At 62.2% G+C, this 16,242-nt stretch carries 15 protein-coding genes; 8 read left to right on the top strand and 7 right to left on the bottom strand.

Features of this window, described 5'->3' with window-relative positions:
• Nucleotides 1–2: 2 nt before the first annotated feature.
• Nucleotides 3–875 (bottom strand): mycofactocin-coupled SDR family oxidoreductase, encoded by an 873-nt coding sequence (locus BRW65_RS01235; RefSeq protein WP_208611735.1) that lies wholly within the window; start codon nucleotides 873–875, stop codon nucleotides 3–5.
• A gap of 315 nt (nucleotides 876–1,190) precedes the next feature.
• Here BRW65_RS01235 and BRW65_RS01240 point away from each other — a divergent pair, with 315 nt between their 5' ends.
• The gene (locus BRW65_RS01240) at nucleotides 1,191–1,733 is read left to right on the top strand and encodes a TetR/AcrR family transcriptional regulator (protein ID WP_073870276.1); all 543 of its coding nucleotides are present in this window, start codon (nucleotides 1,191–1,193) and stop codon (nucleotides 1,731–1,733) included.
• Nucleotides 1,734–1,775: 42 nt separating this feature from the next.
• Here the strand turns inward: BRW65_RS01240 and BRW65_RS01245 are convergent, their stop codons facing one another.
• The gene (locus BRW65_RS01245; RefSeq protein WP_347876608.1) at nucleotides 1,776–3,005 is read right to left on the bottom strand and encodes a CaiB/BaiF CoA transferase family protein; all 1,230 of its coding nucleotides are present in this window, start codon (nucleotides 3,003–3,005) and stop codon (nucleotides 1,776–1,778) included.
• Nucleotides 3,006–3,279: 274 nt separating this feature from the next.
• Here BRW65_RS01245 and BRW65_RS01250 point away from each other — a divergent pair, with 274 nt between their 5' ends.
• From BRW65_RS01250 to BRW65_RS01280, 7 genes are all read left to right on the top strand, one after another.
• Nucleotides 3,280–4,602 (top strand): cytochrome P450, encoded by a 1,323-nt coding sequence (locus BRW65_RS01250; protein ID WP_244167947.1) that lies wholly within the window; start codon nucleotides 3,280–3,282, stop codon nucleotides 4,600–4,602.
• Between the two features lie 304 nt (nucleotides 4,603–4,906).
• The gene (locus BRW65_RS01255) at nucleotides 4,907–6,205 is read left to right on the top strand and encodes an amidohydrolase family protein (RefSeq protein ID WP_073870279.1); all 1,299 of its coding nucleotides are present in this window, start codon (nucleotides 4,907–4,909) and stop codon (nucleotides 6,203–6,205) included.
• Nucleotides 6,206–6,331: 126 nt separating this feature from the next.
• A complete protein-coding gene (locus BRW65_RS01260; protein WP_073870282.1) occupies nucleotides 6,332–7,369 on the top strand; it encodes a Rieske 2Fe-2S domain-containing protein in 1,038 nt (345 codons plus the stop codon).
• Nucleotides 7,366–8,454 (top strand): hypothetical protein, encoded by a 1,089-nt coding sequence (locus BRW65_RS01265; RefSeq protein WP_073870285.1) that lies wholly within the window; start codon nucleotides 7,366–7,368, stop codon nucleotides 8,452–8,454. Before BRW65_RS01260 ends, BRW65_RS01265 begins: the two co-directional genes overlap by 4 nt.
• Nucleotides 8,451–9,521 carry an NAD(P)H-dependent amine dehydrogenase family protein gene (locus tag BRW65_RS01270; protein WP_073870288.1) on the top strand — a complete coding sequence of 357 codons (1,071 nt, stop codon included), beginning with the start codon at nucleotides 8,451–8,453 and terminating at the stop codon, nucleotides 9,519–9,521. Before BRW65_RS01265 ends, BRW65_RS01270 begins: the two co-directional genes overlap by 4 nt.
• Nucleotides 9,522–9,558: 37 nt before the next feature.
• The gene (locus tag BRW65_RS01275) at nucleotides 9,559–10,332 is read left to right on the top strand and encodes an SDR family oxidoreductase (protein WP_073870290.1); all 774 of its coding nucleotides are present in this window, start codon (nucleotides 9,559–9,561) and stop codon (nucleotides 10,330–10,332) included.
• A gap of 201 nt (nucleotides 10,333–10,533) precedes the next feature.
• A complete protein-coding gene (locus BRW65_RS01280) occupies nucleotides 10,534–11,487 on the top strand; it encodes an SDR family NAD(P)-dependent oxidoreductase (protein ID WP_167373974.1) in 954 nt (317 codons plus the stop codon).
• Nucleotides 11,488–11,563: 76 nt separating this feature from the next.
• On the opposite strand, the gene BRW65_RS01285 is transcribed toward BRW65_RS01280, so the two are convergent.
• The 5 genes from BRW65_RS01285 to BRW65_RS01305 form a co-directional block, all read right to left on the bottom strand.
• Complete coding sequence (locus BRW65_RS01285) at nucleotides 11,564–11,845, bottom strand: cytochrome C oxidase subunit IV family protein (RefSeq protein WP_073870293.1); 282 nt, start codon at nucleotides 11,843–11,845, stop codon at nucleotides 11,564–11,566.
• A gap of 1 nt (nucleotide 11,846) precedes the next feature.
• A complete protein-coding gene (locus tag BRW65_RS01290) occupies nucleotides 11,847–12,362 on the bottom strand; it encodes a cytochrome c oxidase subunit 3 (RefSeq protein WP_244167948.1) in 516 nt (171 codons plus the stop codon).
• Between the two features lie 77 nt (nucleotides 12,363–12,439).
• Nucleotides 12,440–13,204: a hypothetical protein gene (locus BRW65_RS01295; protein ID WP_073870298.1), complete on the bottom strand. Its 765-nt coding sequence runs from the start codon at nucleotides 13,202–13,204 to the stop codon at nucleotides 12,440–12,442.
• Between the two features lie 72 nt (nucleotides 13,205–13,276).
• On the bottom strand, nucleotides 13,277–14,404 hold the full coding sequence (locus BRW65_RS01300; RefSeq protein ID WP_073870301.1) for an ABC transporter substrate-binding protein: 1,128 nt from the start codon (nucleotides 14,402–14,404) through the stop codon (nucleotides 13,277–13,279).
• Nucleotides 14,405–14,544: 140 nt separating this feature from the next.
• A complete protein-coding gene (locus BRW65_RS01305) occupies nucleotides 14,545–15,990 on the bottom strand; it encodes an aldehyde dehydrogenase family protein (protein WP_073870956.1) in 1,446 nt (481 codons plus the stop codon).
• Nucleotides 15,991–16,242 lie beyond the last annotated feature (252 nt).

The raw sequence follows: 16,242 nt of genomic DNA on the forward strand, positions 1-16,242 counted from the left end.
CGTTATGTGCCGATGGGACGGCCCGACTTCAACATCGACCCGGCGTCGACGCGAATGTTCTGACCGGTGATGAATCGAGAGTCATCGCTGGCGAGGAACACGACCAGCTTCGACATATCCTCGGGCTGTATGAAAGGGATCGGCATAGCCTGCATCATGGTGAAAGCGGGGATCGCGTCCTCCTTGGTCGGGTTTTCCATGTCCGGCCGGAACGCCTTGTACACGGTTTCGTGATTGAGCAGCTGGGTGTCGCAGTTGGTCGGGTGGATGCAGTTGATCCGAATGAACTTGGGGGCTAAGTGCAGCGCCACCACCTCGGTGTATCGGGCCAGGATCTGCTTCGACCACGAATAGGCCGCTCCGCCGAAGCCGAGCGCCGGGTTGTCTACCAGCCCCGGGATCATGCCGGCCGTCGATCCCGTAATGATGATCGACGCATTCTCCCCAAGGTGGGGGAAAGTGACCGCCATCGTGTGGTGCACGCCCACGAGGTCGATATCGACGCCGTCGATCCATGACTGGCCAAGGTACTCGTCATACATCGACTGGACACCCGCATTGGCGCAGACGATGTCGAGCCGACCAAACTCGTCGAGGCCCGCCCTCAGCGCCGCAGCCAATTGTTCCCGCGATCGGACGTCGCCGACGCGAGCGACGATGCGACCTCCCCGGCTCTCGACCTCCTTGACCGTCTGCTCGAGATCCTCTTTCGATGCCATCGGATAGGGCACGCTGGGTACAGGTTCACAGATGTCGACGGCGATGATCTCCGCGCCCTCTTCGGCAAGCCGGATCGCGTGTGCGCGCCCTTGCCCCCGCGCGGCGCCGGTGATGAATGCGACCTTGCCTTTAAGACGCATCACTTCTCCTGTCATCTTTCGGAAACAACGTCGACCGACACTTTTCCTAAGTCAACTAGAAAAGTCAAGGGAGGCCCCGGTCGTCACCGCGGCCGCAGCTCCATCCGGGCGTTTCCGCTCCAGATGCGTCCCGCGCGGAAGCGCTCTGACGTGCGATACTTATTGCGGTTCGACGATACTTTGTTGTCGTTAGATATTGTGCGAAGTTTGGCGATTCGATCAGGAGGTGCTGATCCCAGCATGGCGCGAGCAACCCGCAAACGTGGCTCACCACAACAGCCCGCGTCCCTGGGGCGTCCCCCGGTCATCAGCCTCGAGGAAATCCTAGAGATGGCCACCAAACAGGCAGGGCGGGTCGGCGTTGGCCAGCTGACCATGAGCCTGCTTGCCGAGAGCCTCGGCGTGACCGCGGCCGCGCTCTACCATTACATTCCCAGTAGGGAAGCACTAGTTGCTTTGGTAGTTGACGCGGCTCTGGACCGGGTCAAAGAGCCGCCACCGGGCCCATGGGATCTTCGGCTTCGCACCTTTGAGCGCTCAGTGCGAAGCGAGCTGCGACGCATCCGCCTGATGCTGCCGGAGACGTTCGAAGCCGGAAAGCCCCGCGCCGCATACCAACGTCTGTTCGAGACGGGCGTGAAGATAATTTCAGAAACGGGTGCTGACGTCCAAGAAGTGATGCTGGCCTACGCGACCGTGGCCGCCTTCATGACCGGTCAGCTGTGGTTCGACAACTCGACGCGAAATCCGGAGAGCGGAGAAGCCACTTATTTCAGCGTGTCGGGCGCCGATGGGGCGTTCGATAGCGACGACCTGTTCGAGTACGGATTGGCTCGCGTCATCGACGGCGTTCGAAGGCGCTTGCTTCCCTGAAGGACTCTTCGGAGCAGACGTCCAGTGAGGCCTGCACGCTCGTTACGTACAGGCGCCCTCCACTTTGAGCTGGATCAGTTCGCCCTCGGTCTTGCCGAGCTCCCGAAGAATATCGTCAGTATGCTCGGCGAAGAGTGGGCCGCGCGCGCTCGACGGCGGACGTTCGTCGAATTGAACAGGATTGGCCACCAGTTGGCGACTGGTTCCCTCGGCGTCGACGACATCGACGAGGTAGCCGTTGGCCAGCACCTGCGGATCAGCGCCGACCTCTAGCTGATTCTGCAGTGCGGCCCACTGGCCCTCCAGCGTTTGCAGTCGCTTCATCCAGTAGGACAGAGGCTGGGCCGCAATCGCCCGCGCGACTTCGTCCGCAATTTCTTTCGTATGCTCCATAATCCCCTCGGCCGTCGCGAAACGCTGATCCTCGAGCAAATGGTCGAGGCCGAGGTGTTTGCAAGTGTCGGCGAAGTACCGCCCCGGTTGCAGGATTGCCAAGGAGAGCCAGCGATCGTCCGACGTGCGCAGCAATCCGACGAACGGGTTGGCCACGGCAGCAACCGGTGCGTTCAGCGGCGGGGGTTCGATATTCGTTCCGGTCATCAAGGCATTCGACACATTCAACGCCATAGACCACAGCCCGACCCCCAGCAGTGACACGTCGACCACGGATGGCTCGCCGGTCGCCTCGCGGGCAAATAATGCGGCTGCTATTCCGCCAGCAATGGTCATTCCGCCTATGGTGTCGCCGTACGCACCTCCCGGCATCGAAATTGGGCGGGGGCAGTCGGGCGGCGTGGCACTCCACGCGCTGCCGCCGCGACACCAAAACGTTGTGCCGTCGAAGCCGCCACTCTCTGCATCGGGACCTCGCTGACCGTTTGCGCTGCCGCGAACGTAGATGATGTTGGGATTCACCTCCCGCAAGTCGTCGACATCGATTTTCAGCCGACGACGCGCATCCGGGAGGAAATTGGTGAGGAAAACATCTGCCGTGCGGGCGAGATCCATGAGCACTTCGTGGCCGGCTGGCGTGTCTATCGCCAGGCCGATGCTGCGCTTCCCCCGATTGGGATGGTCCATGATTGGCGCGAATGAACCCTCCGCCGGGGCGTAGGGGCCGATGCGAAGACCGCGTTGGGCGTCCCCCGTCTCGGCATGTTCGACCTTGATGACGTCGGCGCCCCACTCCGTCAACACGGCGCCGGCCGCCGGCGTGAAAGTGAACTGGGCCACCTCCAACACCTTGATTCCCGTCATGGGCAGATGAACCACGGAACCTCCTTGTGCCGGTAGCCGAATCTTTCTACGTGCCGCTGACAACGAACGTCTGCACCCCGAGACGCATGACCGCAGGCGCAGTTTTCTAATACTACTAGAAAGCCCAAGGTTAGCCGCTGCTACGGCCCGCCCGTCAAGGTCCTAGCCATATCCGGATTAGGACCGCCCTAGAGAAAATGCTTGTGGTGCGTCCCGACTTGTTTTCTAATCATGTTTTACAACTGCCCGCGTGCGGATCTACACTCACCATGTGCCGGTCCGGTCCCAGATGCGGTTCCTCAAGATGTACGCGCCAAGCCTGGCAGTCGGATTCGCCGACGACGCGGCGCACATAATCGCTCGCAAGGTGCGCAGGAAACCACCGCCGGCTGGTGTTGAGATCACCGACTTCGATCCACTTGATCGGGGGATGGCCGCAGACCCCTATCCCCACTATCGGAACCTCCTGGCGGGCGGACCTGTTCACTACAATCCGAGACGCGACATCTTCATCCTGAGCCGATACGAGGACGTGCGCGCTGGTGCCCGGGCCAGCGACGTGCTGTCCAGTGCGGATGGCATCGCTTACAGCCGGATGCGTGCGGACGCTCTATTGACGGTGGATCCGCCGCGGCACACCGCAATGCGCAAGCAGGCCCAACCGGCCTTCACCCGCGGGGCCCTGCAGTCGTGGCAAGAGACGGTTGCGAAGCTTTGCGTCGACCACACGGCCCCTCTGTTCACCGGCTCGTCGGTAGACGTCGTACAGATACTCGCCGAGCCACTGCCCACGGCCGTGATTGCGCACATCCTCGGCATCGCCGACGACGACCTCGCCGCCTTCAAAGAATGGTCCAATGAGACTGTTCGCTTGGCCAACGCGAATATGTCGCCGTCCGGGCTGCGGCAGGGGGTAGCGGGGGTCCGAGCGATTGGCCACTTTCATGCGTACTTCACCAGGAAGCTGAGCCAGGGAGAGTTGCTCGACGACCACACCGTCTTGGGCAGACTGGTGGCGAACAACCACGACGGCAAACTCAGCAACGACGAATTGTTCTTCTTTGCCTTCTTGCTGCTTCTCGCCGGCAACGAGACCACCACGAACATGCTCGGCACACTGTTTCTCACGTTGTCCGAAAACCCCGACCAGCTGCGGCTCCTGCAACAGCGCCCAGAGCTGGTCGGCAGCGCCATAGAAGAGCAGCTGCGCTACTTTTCACCAATCCAAGGCCTATACCGCACAGCGCGTTCCGACTACGTTGTGGGTAGAGCGACGATCCCCGCCGGGTCGCGCGTGTTGCTGCTCTGGGGGGCGGCCAACCGCGACCCCCGTCAGTTCGAGGATCCCGACGAGTTTCGAGTGGAACGCAATCCCACCGGCCACGTCGCGTTCGGCTCGGGAATCCACCTGTGCCTGGGCGCCCATCTGGCCCGGTTGGAAGGCCACACCGTGCTGCGCGAGATCGTCAATCATGTTGATCGCATCGACATCCTGGGCGCTCCCAACTGGCGCACGAATCCCACCCTGCGGGGACTCGCAAAACTCGACGTGCGGCTAACTCGCCGCGACGCAGCCATCGAACCAGCCGATTTGGCGGACGCCCAGACATGACTGCCGCAGACTGACTTCCGATGTCCGGACTGACTGATTGCAATTCAGCTTGGCGAATTCCAATAACTCATAGGGCAATTGGCACCGAGCTCCAAACGTCTTTCGGCGCGTGGGCACCGATCATCGGTCGTGACGCTCGTGGGCGGTCGACGTGCGCCGTTCTCGGTCGCAGCGTCGCCAGCTTCGAGCGGGGCGTGTCATCATCCTGGCCTCGAACACAAGAGGCCGAACGTGTCGAACTAGTTGATGAGATCACTTTCGACATTAAGCGAACGGTTAAACCAGCGACAGAGGGGAACGGTCCATGAAAAAAGAAGACATGATCTTGATCAGTGTCGATGACCACACCGTCGAGCCACCGGACATGTTCAAGAATCATCTGCCACAACGGTATGCCGATGACGCGCCGCGGCTGGTGCACAACCCGGACGGCTCCGACGTCTGGAAGTTCCGTGACACCGTCATCCCCAACGTCGCGCTGAACGCGGTAGCGGGTCGTCCCAAAGAGGAGTACGGGCTGGAACCCCAGGGCCTCGACGAGATCCGGCCTGGCTGTTACAACGTCGACGAGCGCGTCAAGGACATGAACGCCGGCGGCATCCTTGCCTCGATCTGCTTCCCCTCTTTCCCCGGCTTCGCCGGGCGGCTGTTCGCCACTGAAGACCGCGACTTCTCGATCGCGCTTGTGCAGGCCTATAACGACTGGCACATCGAGGAATGGTGTGGCGCCTATCCGGCACGATTCATCCCAATGGCAATCCCGGTGATCTGGGACGCCGAGGAGTGCGCCAAAGAGGTGCGGCGGGTCGCGAAGAAGGGCGTGCACGCACTGACCTTCACCGAGAACCCGGCCGCGATGGGCTACCCGAGCTTCCACGACGATTACTGGATGCCACTGTGGGATGCGTTGTGCGACACCAACACTGTGATGAACATCCACATCGGCTCCTCGGGCCGGCTCGCGATCACGGCACCCGATGCACCACTGGACGTGATGATCACCCTTCAGCCGATGAACATTGTCCAAGCTGCGGCGGATCTGTTGTGGTCCAAGCCGATCAAGCAATACCCGGATTTGAGGATCGCCCTGTCTGAGGGAGGCACCGGGTGGATTCCTTACTTCCTCGAGCGTGCCGACCGCACCTATGAAATGCACTCGGCGTGGACGCACCAGGACTTCAAGGGCAAGCTGCCCAGCGAGGTGTTCCGCGAGCACTTTCTCACCTGCTTCATCAGCGATAAGGTCGGCGTCACGCTGCGCAACATGATCGGCATCGACAATGTCTGCTGGGAAGCCGACTATCCGCATAGCGACTCGATGTGGCCCGGCGCGCCGGAAGAGCTGTGGGCCGTGCTGTCGGAGAACAATGTGCCAGACGACGAGATCGACAAGTTGACCCACGAGAATGCGATGCGCTGGTATTCCTTCGACCCGTTCGCCCACATCAACAGAGACCAGGCGACCGTCGGTGCTCTGCGCACGGCCGCAGAGGGCCACGACGTATCTATTCAGGCGCTCAGCCATCACAAGGGTACGAAGTCAGGCTCGTCGGTCGTCGATGTGGTCGCTATTCAGAAAGAACTCTCCGGCATCCAAGACTGACGCACTACCCCAGCGCACGGGCAAACCTTGACCCGATCACATCATGGGCTGCTGGCCCACCGCGGCCAGAGGCGGATTTCTAGAACCACTAGAAAATGCCGAGTGCACTCGGCTAGCCTTTTTCGCATGCCCAAACCGCCGTTGTCGATGAAGCCCACGGGCTGGTTCCAGGTTGGCTGGTCCGATGAGATCGGCGTTGGCGACGTCCACAGGATGACGTACTTCGGCGAAGAATTGATCGCCTGGCGGGCCGAGTCCGGCCGATTGACGGTCATGAACGCCTTCTGCGAACACCTCGGCGCACACCTTGGTTTCGGTGGAAGAGTCGTCGGCGAGGTGTTGCAGTGCGGGTTTCATGGCTGGCAATGGAGCCAGGAGGGCCGCAACGTCTGTATCCCCTACCAGAATCGCCCGAATCGAGGCAGGCGGATTCGCACCTATCCGGTGGTGGAGCGCAACGAGTCGGTCTACGTCTGGCACGACGTAGCGGGTCGGGAACCGTATTTCGACGTGCCCGACGTGTTCGCCGACTTCAACGACGGTCGCAACCCCGACGAATTCCACCGACCGCGCAGGTTGTACCGCGAGCGACTGGAAATACATCCGCAATACGTGCAGGAAAACGGCGTTGACTTCGCCCACTTCAAGTATGTGCATGGCACTCCCGAGGCAGTCTTCACGCGGCACGACTTCGCCGAACCGGTCTCCTTCGTCGACTTCAGGCTCGCGTTCGCCTTCGGCGGGGCAGACAGCGACGACGCAGAAACCGAAGTTGCCGAAAGCTGCGTGGAAGCCATCAACGGCGGCCTTGGGGTCACGGTCACCAAGAGTTACGGCCTGCTTGAAGGCCGCACGGTCCAGGGGATCACTCCAGTCGATGACTGCACCAGCGACGTCCGATTCACCGCATACATCGGTCGAGATGACGATGCCTACTCCGAAGCCGATGCGCAGGTCTTCGGCCAAGAGGTGATTAGGCAATTCGAGCAGGACATCGTCATCTGGCAGCACCAGCGCTACTCGGACCCGCCCGCGTTGGCGACCGCGGAACATGCGGGGTTCACCGCAATTCGCCAGTGGGCCAAGCAGTTCTACCCCGACGGCATCGGCGGAAGCGCCGCGGAAGTCTATGCCGCTTCGCAGGCAGCGGGCGGCACACAGTGACGCTACGGGTCGTTCACTGCGGTACCGGGGTCACAGGTCGGGAGGCGCTCCGCGCCATCATCGAGGATCCAGCACTCGAACTCGTCGGCCAGTACGTCAGCACACCGGAAAAGGTCGGTAAAGATGCCGGCGAGCTCTGCGGGCTCCCTACCACCGGGGTCCTCGCCACAGGCGATCTTGACGCTGTGGTGGAGCTGAAGGCTGATTGCCTTTGCTATGCCGGCAACGCCGTCGGTCGCGAGCTCGAGGCCGTCGAGGAGATGGCGAAGTTCCTGCGCGCGGGCACCAACGTGGTGACCTTCGCCGTAGTGGAGATCAGCTATCCAGGTGCGACCCCGGCTGACTTCAAGGAAGTCATCGAGTCGGCCTGCGAAGCAGGCGGAACGTCGCTGTACGCCACGGGGAGCGAGCCCGGAGCGATGAGCATGAACGTGCCGGCGGCGCTGCTCTCCATGTCCGGTGAGGTGACCGGATACAAGGAGCAACAGTTCACCCCCGATCTCGCAAACGATTACCCGCTGGAGTCCGTGCTGCGCGATTCGATGGGTTTCGGCAAGCCCGACGGCACCGCACCACCACGGGTCACCGACGGCACGGTCGAGGTTCGGTGGACACCGGAGATCCATTTCATTGCGGACCTGTTGGGCATCAAGCTCGACGGCATCAGGCTGGATTGGGAGACGGCGGCCACGCCCGTCGACATCGTCACCACGATGGTCGGCACCTACCCGGCCGGCACCGTCTGTGGGTACTACTGGCGGCTTGCCGGCGTCGTGGCGGACAAGCCAGTGGTCTCGATCGAATACATCGCGCAGATCACCCGCGATGCGAAGGTTCCCGATCACTGGCCCCGGCTTCCTGCGGGCATCGACGGTGCGATCGCCTACACGGTGGAAGGACGCCCGACGTATCGAGCACTCTTGATGCCCGATCCGATGGAAGACGGCATCACGTCCGGCCTTCCGATGACCGCGCTGGCTGCGACCAACGCGATCCCGGCGGTCGTCGCCGCTCGGCCGGGGCACCTGTCACCGGTTGATCTGCCGTTCTACGCCACCCGGCGCGCGGGATCGCAACGGTCATGAGCCCGAAGACCTACCGCGTCGCGCACTACGGCACGGGTGACACCGGCGCGCAAGCCCTGCGGGAGGTGATCGCCCGCCCCGACCTCGAGTTGGTCGCGCATCTGGTACACACGCCGGAGAAGGCGGGCCGCGATTCAGGAGAACTCGTCGGCGTCAATCCCGTCGGGCTGAGCGCGACAACTGATTTCGATGAGTTTCTCGCCTGCGACGCAGACTGCGTGGCGTACTTCGCGACGGACTTTGGGCGCGAGGAGAGCCAAGTCATCGACGAGATGGCGGCCATACTCGCGTCCGGTAAGAACATCGTCACCTCGACGATGCCTGCGCTCTCCTATCCACCCCAAATGCCAAGCGAGATCACCGACCGCCTCGAGGACGGCTGCAAGGCAGGTAACTCTTCGTTCTTCTGCAGCGGCATCGCACCTGGGTACACCACCGATGCGTTCATCATCGCCTGCGGCAGCGTCTCACATGCGATCAAGTCGATCACTCTCTCCGAGCGCGTCTTCATGGCGACCTACCAGGATCCGATGGTGTTCAACTATCTCGGGTTCGGCAGGCCACCCGACCAGCCCGCGATGGTCGAGAGCGTGGGCACCGGCGGATTCTTGGGACCGTTCTTGGCGGTGGCCAAGACGCTCGGCACGACGTTCGACGACATCCGCACCCGACGCGAAGTCGCGGTCGCCGACGCCGACTACGTCTGTCCGGCCGGCGCTATCCCGGAGGGCACGGTGGCGACCGTTCGCTTCGTTCACGAAGCCTTCGTCGGCGGTCAACCACGGGTCACCATGAGCATCGTTTATTCGATGATCGACAAGGTCGTCGACGAGTGGGCCCCCGTCATCGTAGGAACGCCGGACATCAATGTGCGCACCAGCCAGGTGGTCATCGACGGTACGCCGAAGGTGGATGTGGTCCTGAGCCTTTCCGGCGGCGACCAACCCGGCGTCGACGCCACCGCGGGTCGCGTCGTGAACGCCATCCCCACCGTCTGCGACGCGGCACCAGGGCTGTACAGCAGTTTGGATATGCCCGTCTGGGGCCGCGCCGATTTCGGCAAGTGAGGATCCCACAGAAGCACCGAACAACGGAGCATTCGCTATGACTTCCGAGCAAAAGCGCATCGCGGTGGTCGGCGCCTCGAGTGGGCTGGGCCGCAGCATCGCGATCGACTTGGGCAAGCGCGGCCATCGGGTTGCTCTGCTGGCACGTCGCCGCGAACGTCTGACCAAGGCGGCGCACGAGGCTGGCAACGGCGCGATCGCCGTGGTGTGTGACGTCACCGATCCCGACTCATGCCAAACCGCTACCGACGAGGTGCTTGCCGAGTTCGGTGGTTTGGACACACTCGTCTACAGCACCGGCATGGGGGTCCTGACTCCGCTGGCGGAAACTACCGCAGAGCAATGGGCATCGTTGTTCGCCACCAACGTAACCGGTGCGTCGCTGGTCACCGCTGCGATGCTTGAGCACCTTGGTCGTAGCAGCGGCTCGGCGGTTTACCTCTCTTCACTCACCGCGGCGTACGACACCCCCTGGCCGTTACTCGGCGCATACGCGGTGAGCAAAGCCGCACTCGAGAAGCTCGTGGTGGCGTGGCGGGTCGAACACCCCGAAGTTGGATTCACCAGCATTGCAATCGGTGACTGCCCCGGCGGAGAGGGTGACTCGACAACCGAGATCAACAAGAACTGGGATCCAGCTGTTCTCGAGCAAGCAATTCAATCCTGGATACAGGACGGCCATCTCAACGGCGGGCTCGTCGATGTCGAGCATCTCACCGGCGTGGTGGAATCCGTCGTTCGCTGCGGTAACAGCTGCTTCATTCCGCACCTCAGCGTTGTCGCTCGCGTGCAGCCTGCCGCCGCGACGTAAATCGCCTTCACCACGACTAGGCTTGCACATGGGTGACCTCTTCAACACCGTCGCACCCGACCTGGTGGAGTGCCCTAAGCCCCGTCGGCGAGCAGCCGGGGACTGCCAGTCCGCGTCCGAATACCTTGGGAGCCAGACCTTTTGCGCCCGCGCGGCCTGCCGGGCCGCGGCGAACCGGGAACCGACAGGGAGGAGTGCCAAGTGAGCGAAGGCATAACGCTCGACGGCCAGGTGGCGATAGTGACCGGCGGCGGTCGAGGTCTGGGCGAAGGTTATGCTCTCGAACTGGCTCGTCGAGGCGCGCAGGTGGTCGTCCATGACAACGGGTCCGATCCCGCGGGCAACGGATTCGATCCCGGGCCGGCGAACACCGTCGCCAAGGCGATTGTTGCCGCGGGTGGTCAAGCGGTCCCTTGCACCACCGACGCGAGCACCGAGTCTGGCGGCGCCGAAGCGGTCGAACTCGCGTTGAGCGAGTTCGGCAAACTGGACATCATCATCGCGAACGCCGGCAACATCAATTCGGCGCCGTTCTCCGAATACTCGACTCAATCATTCACCTCGGCCTTGACCAACCATCTGTTGGCCGCTTTCCACGTCGTCAGACCGGGCTTCGCTGTCATGAAAGAGGCCAGATACGGACGGCTGGTCTTTGTCGCATCAGCGGCCGGTGTCTTCGGGCAACCCGGCCTGCTCGGCTACGCGACCGCGAAGACTGGGATGCTCGGCATGATGAACGTCGCCGCCATCGAGGGAGCAGAATTCGGCATCACCGCGAACGCCATCATGCCGATGGCCGCGACTCGCATGGCCGCCGCCCTATTCGGTGAGGCAATAGAGGCGCCAGAGGCCCGCGAGTTTCTGGACTCTCTGCGGATCGATCAGGTCGCGCCCGTTGTCGCATACCTGGCCAGTGCGCGCTGCACGGCGACGCGCACCGTCCTCAGTGCTTTTCGGGGAAGGGTCGCGCAGCTGCACATTGGGGTAACGAACGGCTGGCTCAGTCCTACAGGGCAATTCACCGCTGAGGATGTCGAATCCCACCTTGCCGAGATCAGCGATACGTCCGGCCTGCTACAGCCGGAGAATATCTTCGATGAGATAGCGCACACCGTGGCTATGACGGGTGGTGCTCTCCCGCCGGCGGCGTCCTGACATCGCGTTGACCGCTGCGACGGCGATATACCCGACGACTCCAGCTAGGCAAAGCGCAATGGTCGTCCGGTGTGCGTCATCCGGCCGCCAGGTAGATTGCGGCCAAAGCGGTGCAGATGCCTATACATATTGCGTTAAAGCTTACCCGCAACCACGAGGGAGCCTCCCGAAGTTCCATGAAGTTCATCCCGACGAGGTACACCTTGACCAGGGTCACGAGCAGGACGAGGACTGTTGAGATTCGATAGTCGATTCCGTGGTCGATCCCCACGCTCCACGAAATCAGCGTTGCGACGACGAGTGCGGCCCATACGACAACACTGCGCTTCGCAGTGCGCTCGGCGAATAGTCCCGTCATCTCAGTGCACCAAATAAAGGAGCGGGAAGATGATGAGCCAAAGTATGTCGATGAGATGCCAATAGCAGCCGAATGATTCGATCAACCCGATGGGAGTTTCGCTGAGCCGATCTTTGCCGGACAGCACCACCATCGCGATCAGCAGGGCCGCCCCGAATATGACGTGGGCGGCGTGCAATCCCGTCATGACGAAGAAGTACGTGAAATAGCTGTTCGACGACAGCCCGTTTCCATCGGCGATCAACGCCGTCCATTCAATCCCCTTGTTGACTAAGAAGATCCCGGCACACGCGAGAGCCCCACAAAGTAGCAGGCGTGCGACTCTCTCTCCGGCCCGAATAGCCCCGACAGCCAGGACCACCAACAACGAGCTGGTGACGAGCACAAGTGTGTTGACACCGCCGAATGCTCGATGGAGCGTTAGCTGCGACCGATTGAACAGGTCGGGATCGCTGCCGCGTTGGCTCATGAACAGCACGAACAAGACGCCAAAGACGATCAGATCACCCAGGATCATGATCCAGACGCCCGGCTCCCCCGGTACCCGGCCGCGCCGCACATCCGCCGTCGCGGGGACCTCGGTCTGAGCTGTCGTCATCGGGTACCGGCTTCGGCTGGCATGTGGTCGCCGGCGGCGTCGGCGGCAATCGCTTCGCCGCCCGGATCATCGATCCGGTCTTGAATCCGTAACGCGCGCCAGATCAGGACGGTCTGACCCACCGTCCACAGTGCAAACCCGATGGCCGGGATCCAGAAGGCGAAGACGCCGTTGATCGAGAGCGGCCCGGTCTTGAAAAGGAAGGCAACTGCTCCCGGCTCGAACAGAAGGATCGCCCACACCGTCGCCCAGCCCCACCACCGGGGAAACGGATTATCCGGTCGGTCCGGTGTGGTGAAGCACACCAGGGCCACCCCCACCCACCCCGCGATGAAGAACTGCTCCGTTGTGACCATGAACAAGACCCCGAACTGATGCATGATTTCGGTGATCTCTGGCGCCCGGTAAGGGCTGTATGCGGCTGTCCCGAAACACATTCCAAGTATGGCGATGAACACTGATGTGAGCGCGACGCCGATCAAGATCAGCGTCGACCAGATCTTCGCACCGATCTCGACGCGGCGCGCCTGGTGCCACAATACGACGGAGAATTGAACCAATGGCGCACTCGTCCAGGCGAGCAACATCGCTGCTACCAAGATTGCGGTGCTGTGCCCCTGATACCACTGCGCGACCCGCTCGGCCGTCCAAGTCGCGCTAGGCGGTGGAAAAACCCGTGTCAGGGAGATGAGCGCCGCACCTTGCACGGACGAGAACGCCCACATCCACACCAGGAGGATTCTTTGTTTCTTGCCGTCCATTCGGCACCATCCTTAATTCCGCTTGAGACGCAACTGCGAGAATCCTGACCGGAAATCGATGTCAGGAGATAATCATTCGTCACCGAAGCGGTCGACCAGCGTCGACTTCCAGTACTGCCCGAGCTCCTTTCCGTCCGCGTCCAGCTTCCGCGCGACCAGATATCGGGAACCGACCCAGCCACGGTGCATGAATCGCCCGAAAGAGATGCGGGTGCCGGCCGAGCCGCACGCCGCAGGCAGCATCTTCAATTGTTCGAGGGATTCCCGCACACCCCGCGGCGACAGCGGTTTCGCCCCGGCTAATCCGTGCAGGACAACGGTTGCCAAGTCACGAAAGAGCAACGGAGCGTAGAACGCGGGCCGATGGCCGTACGCAGTCTCGTAATCATCGAGGAACTGTTGAGCGACCTGATTGCCCTCGTCGTACTGCTCGAGTCCGATCCAGCCTCTGGTTGCGTCCCACAGGTGCTCGTTGAACGCAGTCTCGAATGCAGTGCCGATGTACCTAGGTGGGTCCCAGCCCAATTCGTCCAGAGCAGCGTTGATCCCAGCATGGCCGAGTCCAAATCCGCAGTGAACAAGCGCTTCCGCTCCGGTGCGATGGATCCGTGCGATCACCTCCGATACATCCTGGCCCGTCTGCGATACGGTTTCCTCGGCCAGGATCGTGATGCCCTCAGCGCTGGCAGCGCGACGGAAGTTGTCCGCGTAGTTGAAGCCGATGTACGCCTGCTCGATCAGCAGTCCGACAGTCGAATGGCCGTGCTTCTTCAACATCTGCGCCCAGAAGATCGGCTCGTCGGTCATCGAACCGTTCGGCAGCACGAAGGTCCACTTGCCGAGCCACTCCTCCGAACCGCATACGCTGATGGCCGGCACGCGGAACCGGCGTTCGATCTCAGGACGGAGAGGTATGGCGTTGTCGCTGATGCCCGGGCCGATGACGGCCAGGCACCCTTCGTCGACGAGCTCGCCGAACGCGTCGATCACCGCCCTCACGTTGCCCCTCGGGAGACCCTGAACCGTCCTGGACACTAGCTCGATTGGCCGGTGAATGACCCCTGACTCAAAGCCTTTGCCGAACACCAACTCCATCGGCTGGGTATAGATCGTCTTGTCGTCGATCGCCGCGCTGCCTGCGATGTAGTCGGTCAGGAAACCGATTTTGATCGGTTCGACCCCGGCCGCGTTGCTGGACATGTCAGACATTCTTCACATCACGACAAGCGCGGCATGGCGCGCGGCCCCATTACGACAACTACGGTGCATTTCGGCCCGCGGGCGCATCGGCCTCGACCGCGGCCGCACCCCGATTGACCCATCTCAGACACCCGCCGTCGTCAGACGGGCCACCCCACAAGCTTTGTCTCCGTGAAGATTTCGAGCCCCTCGATTCCGCACTGGCGGCCGATACCCGAACTCTTGTATCCGCCAAACGGCGCGTCCGCGCCGTACCAGATTCCACCATTGACACTCAGGGTGCCGGTCCGAATTCTGCGGGCGACCGCAAGCGCCCGGTCGAGATCGCCCGAATGGATGCCGCCGGAGAGGCCGTAAGTGCTGTCGTTGGCGATGCGAACGGCGTCGTCGTCACCGTCATGAGCGATCACACACAGCACCGGGCCGAAGACCTCCTCCTGCGCAATGCGCATATCGTTGGTCACATTGGCGAACAGCGTCGGCTCAACGAAGAAGCCTTTCTCGAGGTGCGCCGGGATTCCCCCGCCGAACACGGTGGTAGCCCCCTGCTCTCGCGCGCTGTCGAACAAGCCGATGATTCGCTGTTGCTGGGTCTGATTGATCTGCGGCCCCTGCATGTTCTCGAATACGCTGGGATCACCGTACTTCCAGTTCTCGAAACTGGTCTTGCAGATCTCGACCGCTTCGTCGTACTTGTTGCGGGGCACCAGCAATCGAGAAGCCTGTGCGCACGCCTGACCGCCGTGGATGCACGCCATTGCCGCGGTGGCCAATACCTCCTCGAGCGGCGCGTCATCGAGCACGACGAGTGCCGACTTACCACCCAGCTCGAGGAACACGTCTTTGATGGTGGATGCCGCCGCCTCCATGATCCGACGTCCTGTAGCGGTCGACCCGGTGAAAGCGATCATGTCGACGTCGGGCGACCGGGTGAGTACCTCGCCGACCGCGTGGTCTCTCGAAGGCACCACATTGACGACGCCTGGCGGGATCTCGGTTTTCTCGGCGATGAGTCGACCGATGCGGGTCGCGTTGAACGGGGTGTCGGGGGCCGGCTTCAGTACGCACGTATTTCCCATGGCCAGGATTGGCCCGAGCTTGGTGAGAGTCAGCTCGGCGGGAAAGTTCCACGGGACGATGGCTCCGACGACGCCTTTCGGCTCCTTCCACACCACCCGCTCGGTTTGCATACCCCAACCGAGCGCGTCGGCCGGACCCAACGAGCGAGACCACTCGAACTTGTCGATCATTTCGCGTGGCCAGGTGATGGCGTGCTTGAGCGGCGCGTCGAGATGCGGGCCGTAGGTCAAGGCAATCGGGGCGCCCACCTCGGCGACGAGCTCCTGTCGAAGTTCTTCCTGCTCACTTTCCAGCGCCGCCTGAAGCTGATCGAGACAACGCTTGCGAAGTTCCGTGTCGGTCGCCCAGGAGGTGTTGTCGAAGGCGTTCCGTGCGGCGGCCACCGCGTTCGCCATATCCGACGCCGAACCGTTGGCAACTTGTCCCAACGACTCCTCGGTCGTCGGATTGATGTTGTCGAAGACGCTTCCGCCCTCTGCCTCAACGAGTTTGCCGTCGATCAGCATGCGCATTTCACCCATGGGAAGCAGCCTAACCAAATTAGTAATGGATATTCAATAATTCCTGAGCAGTTGTTTTTGCCAAGGGCGATCGTCGAAGTGAACGAGCACGAACGGTCGGCACGCCCCGGCGTCGAGCAAACGGGCTCAGCGATCGCTGTGCGGTCCTCCTCCTGCACGCAAGCTAGCTGGAGAATCAGCCCGGACCAGGAGGTGCCGTCACCCTGAGCCACTCCCGCGCGATACCGAGCGCCCTCG

Origin of the sequence: Mycobacterium paraffinicum, from assembly GCF_001907675.1 — a bacterium.
Lineage (GTDB): Bacteria > Actinomycetota > Actinomycetes > Mycobacteriales > Mycobacteriaceae > Mycobacterium > Mycobacterium paraffinicum_A.

Bases quoted from the DNA above. Each gene is read 5' to 3' on its own strand.
- BRW65_RS01235 (WP_208611735.1), bottom strand. From the start codon at position 875: ATGACAGGAGAAGTGATGCGTCTTAAAGGCAAGGTCGCATTCATCACC.
- BRW65_RS01240 (WP_073870276.1), top strand. From the start codon at position 1,191: ATGGCCACCAAACAGGCAGGGCGGGTCGGCGTTGGCCAGCTGACCATG.
- BRW65_RS01250 (WP_244167947.1), top strand. From the start codon at position 3,280: ATGCGGTTCCTCAAGATGTACGCGCCAAGCCTGGCAGTCGGATTCGCC.
- BRW65_RS01255 (WP_073870279.1), top strand. From the start codon at position 4,907: ATGAAAAAAGAAGACATGATCTTGATCAGTGTCGATGACCACACCGTC.
- BRW65_RS01260 (WP_073870282.1), top strand. From the start codon at position 6,332: ATGCCCAAACCGCCGTTGTCGATGAAGCCCACGGGCTGGTTCCAGGTT.
- BRW65_RS01270 (WP_073870288.1), top strand. From the start codon at position 8,451: ATGAGCCCGAAGACCTACCGCGTCGCGCACTACGGCACGGGTGACACC.
- BRW65_RS01275 (WP_073870290.1), top strand. From the start codon at position 9,559: ATGACTTCCGAGCAAAAGCGCATCGCGGTGGTCGGCGCCTCGAGTGGG.
- BRW65_RS01285 (WP_073870293.1), bottom strand. From the start codon at position 11,845: ATGACGGGACTATTCGCCGAGCGCACTGCGAAGCGCAGTGTTGTCGTA.
- BRW65_RS01290 (WP_244167948.1), bottom strand. From the start codon at position 12,362: ATGATCCTGGGTGATCTGATCGTCTTTGGCGTCTTGTTCGTGCTGTTC.
- BRW65_RS01295 (WP_073870298.1), bottom strand. From the start codon at position 13,204: ATGGACGGCAAGAAACAAAGAATCCTCCTGGTGTGGATGTGGGCGTTC.
- BRW65_RS01300 (WP_073870301.1), bottom strand. From the start codon at position 14,404: ATGTCCAGCAACGCGGCCGGGGTCGAACCGATCAAAATCGGTTTCCTG.
- BRW65_RS01305 (WP_073870956.1), bottom strand. From the start codon at position 15,990: ATGCTGATCGACGGCAAACTCGTTGAGGCAGAGGGCGGAAGCGTCTTC.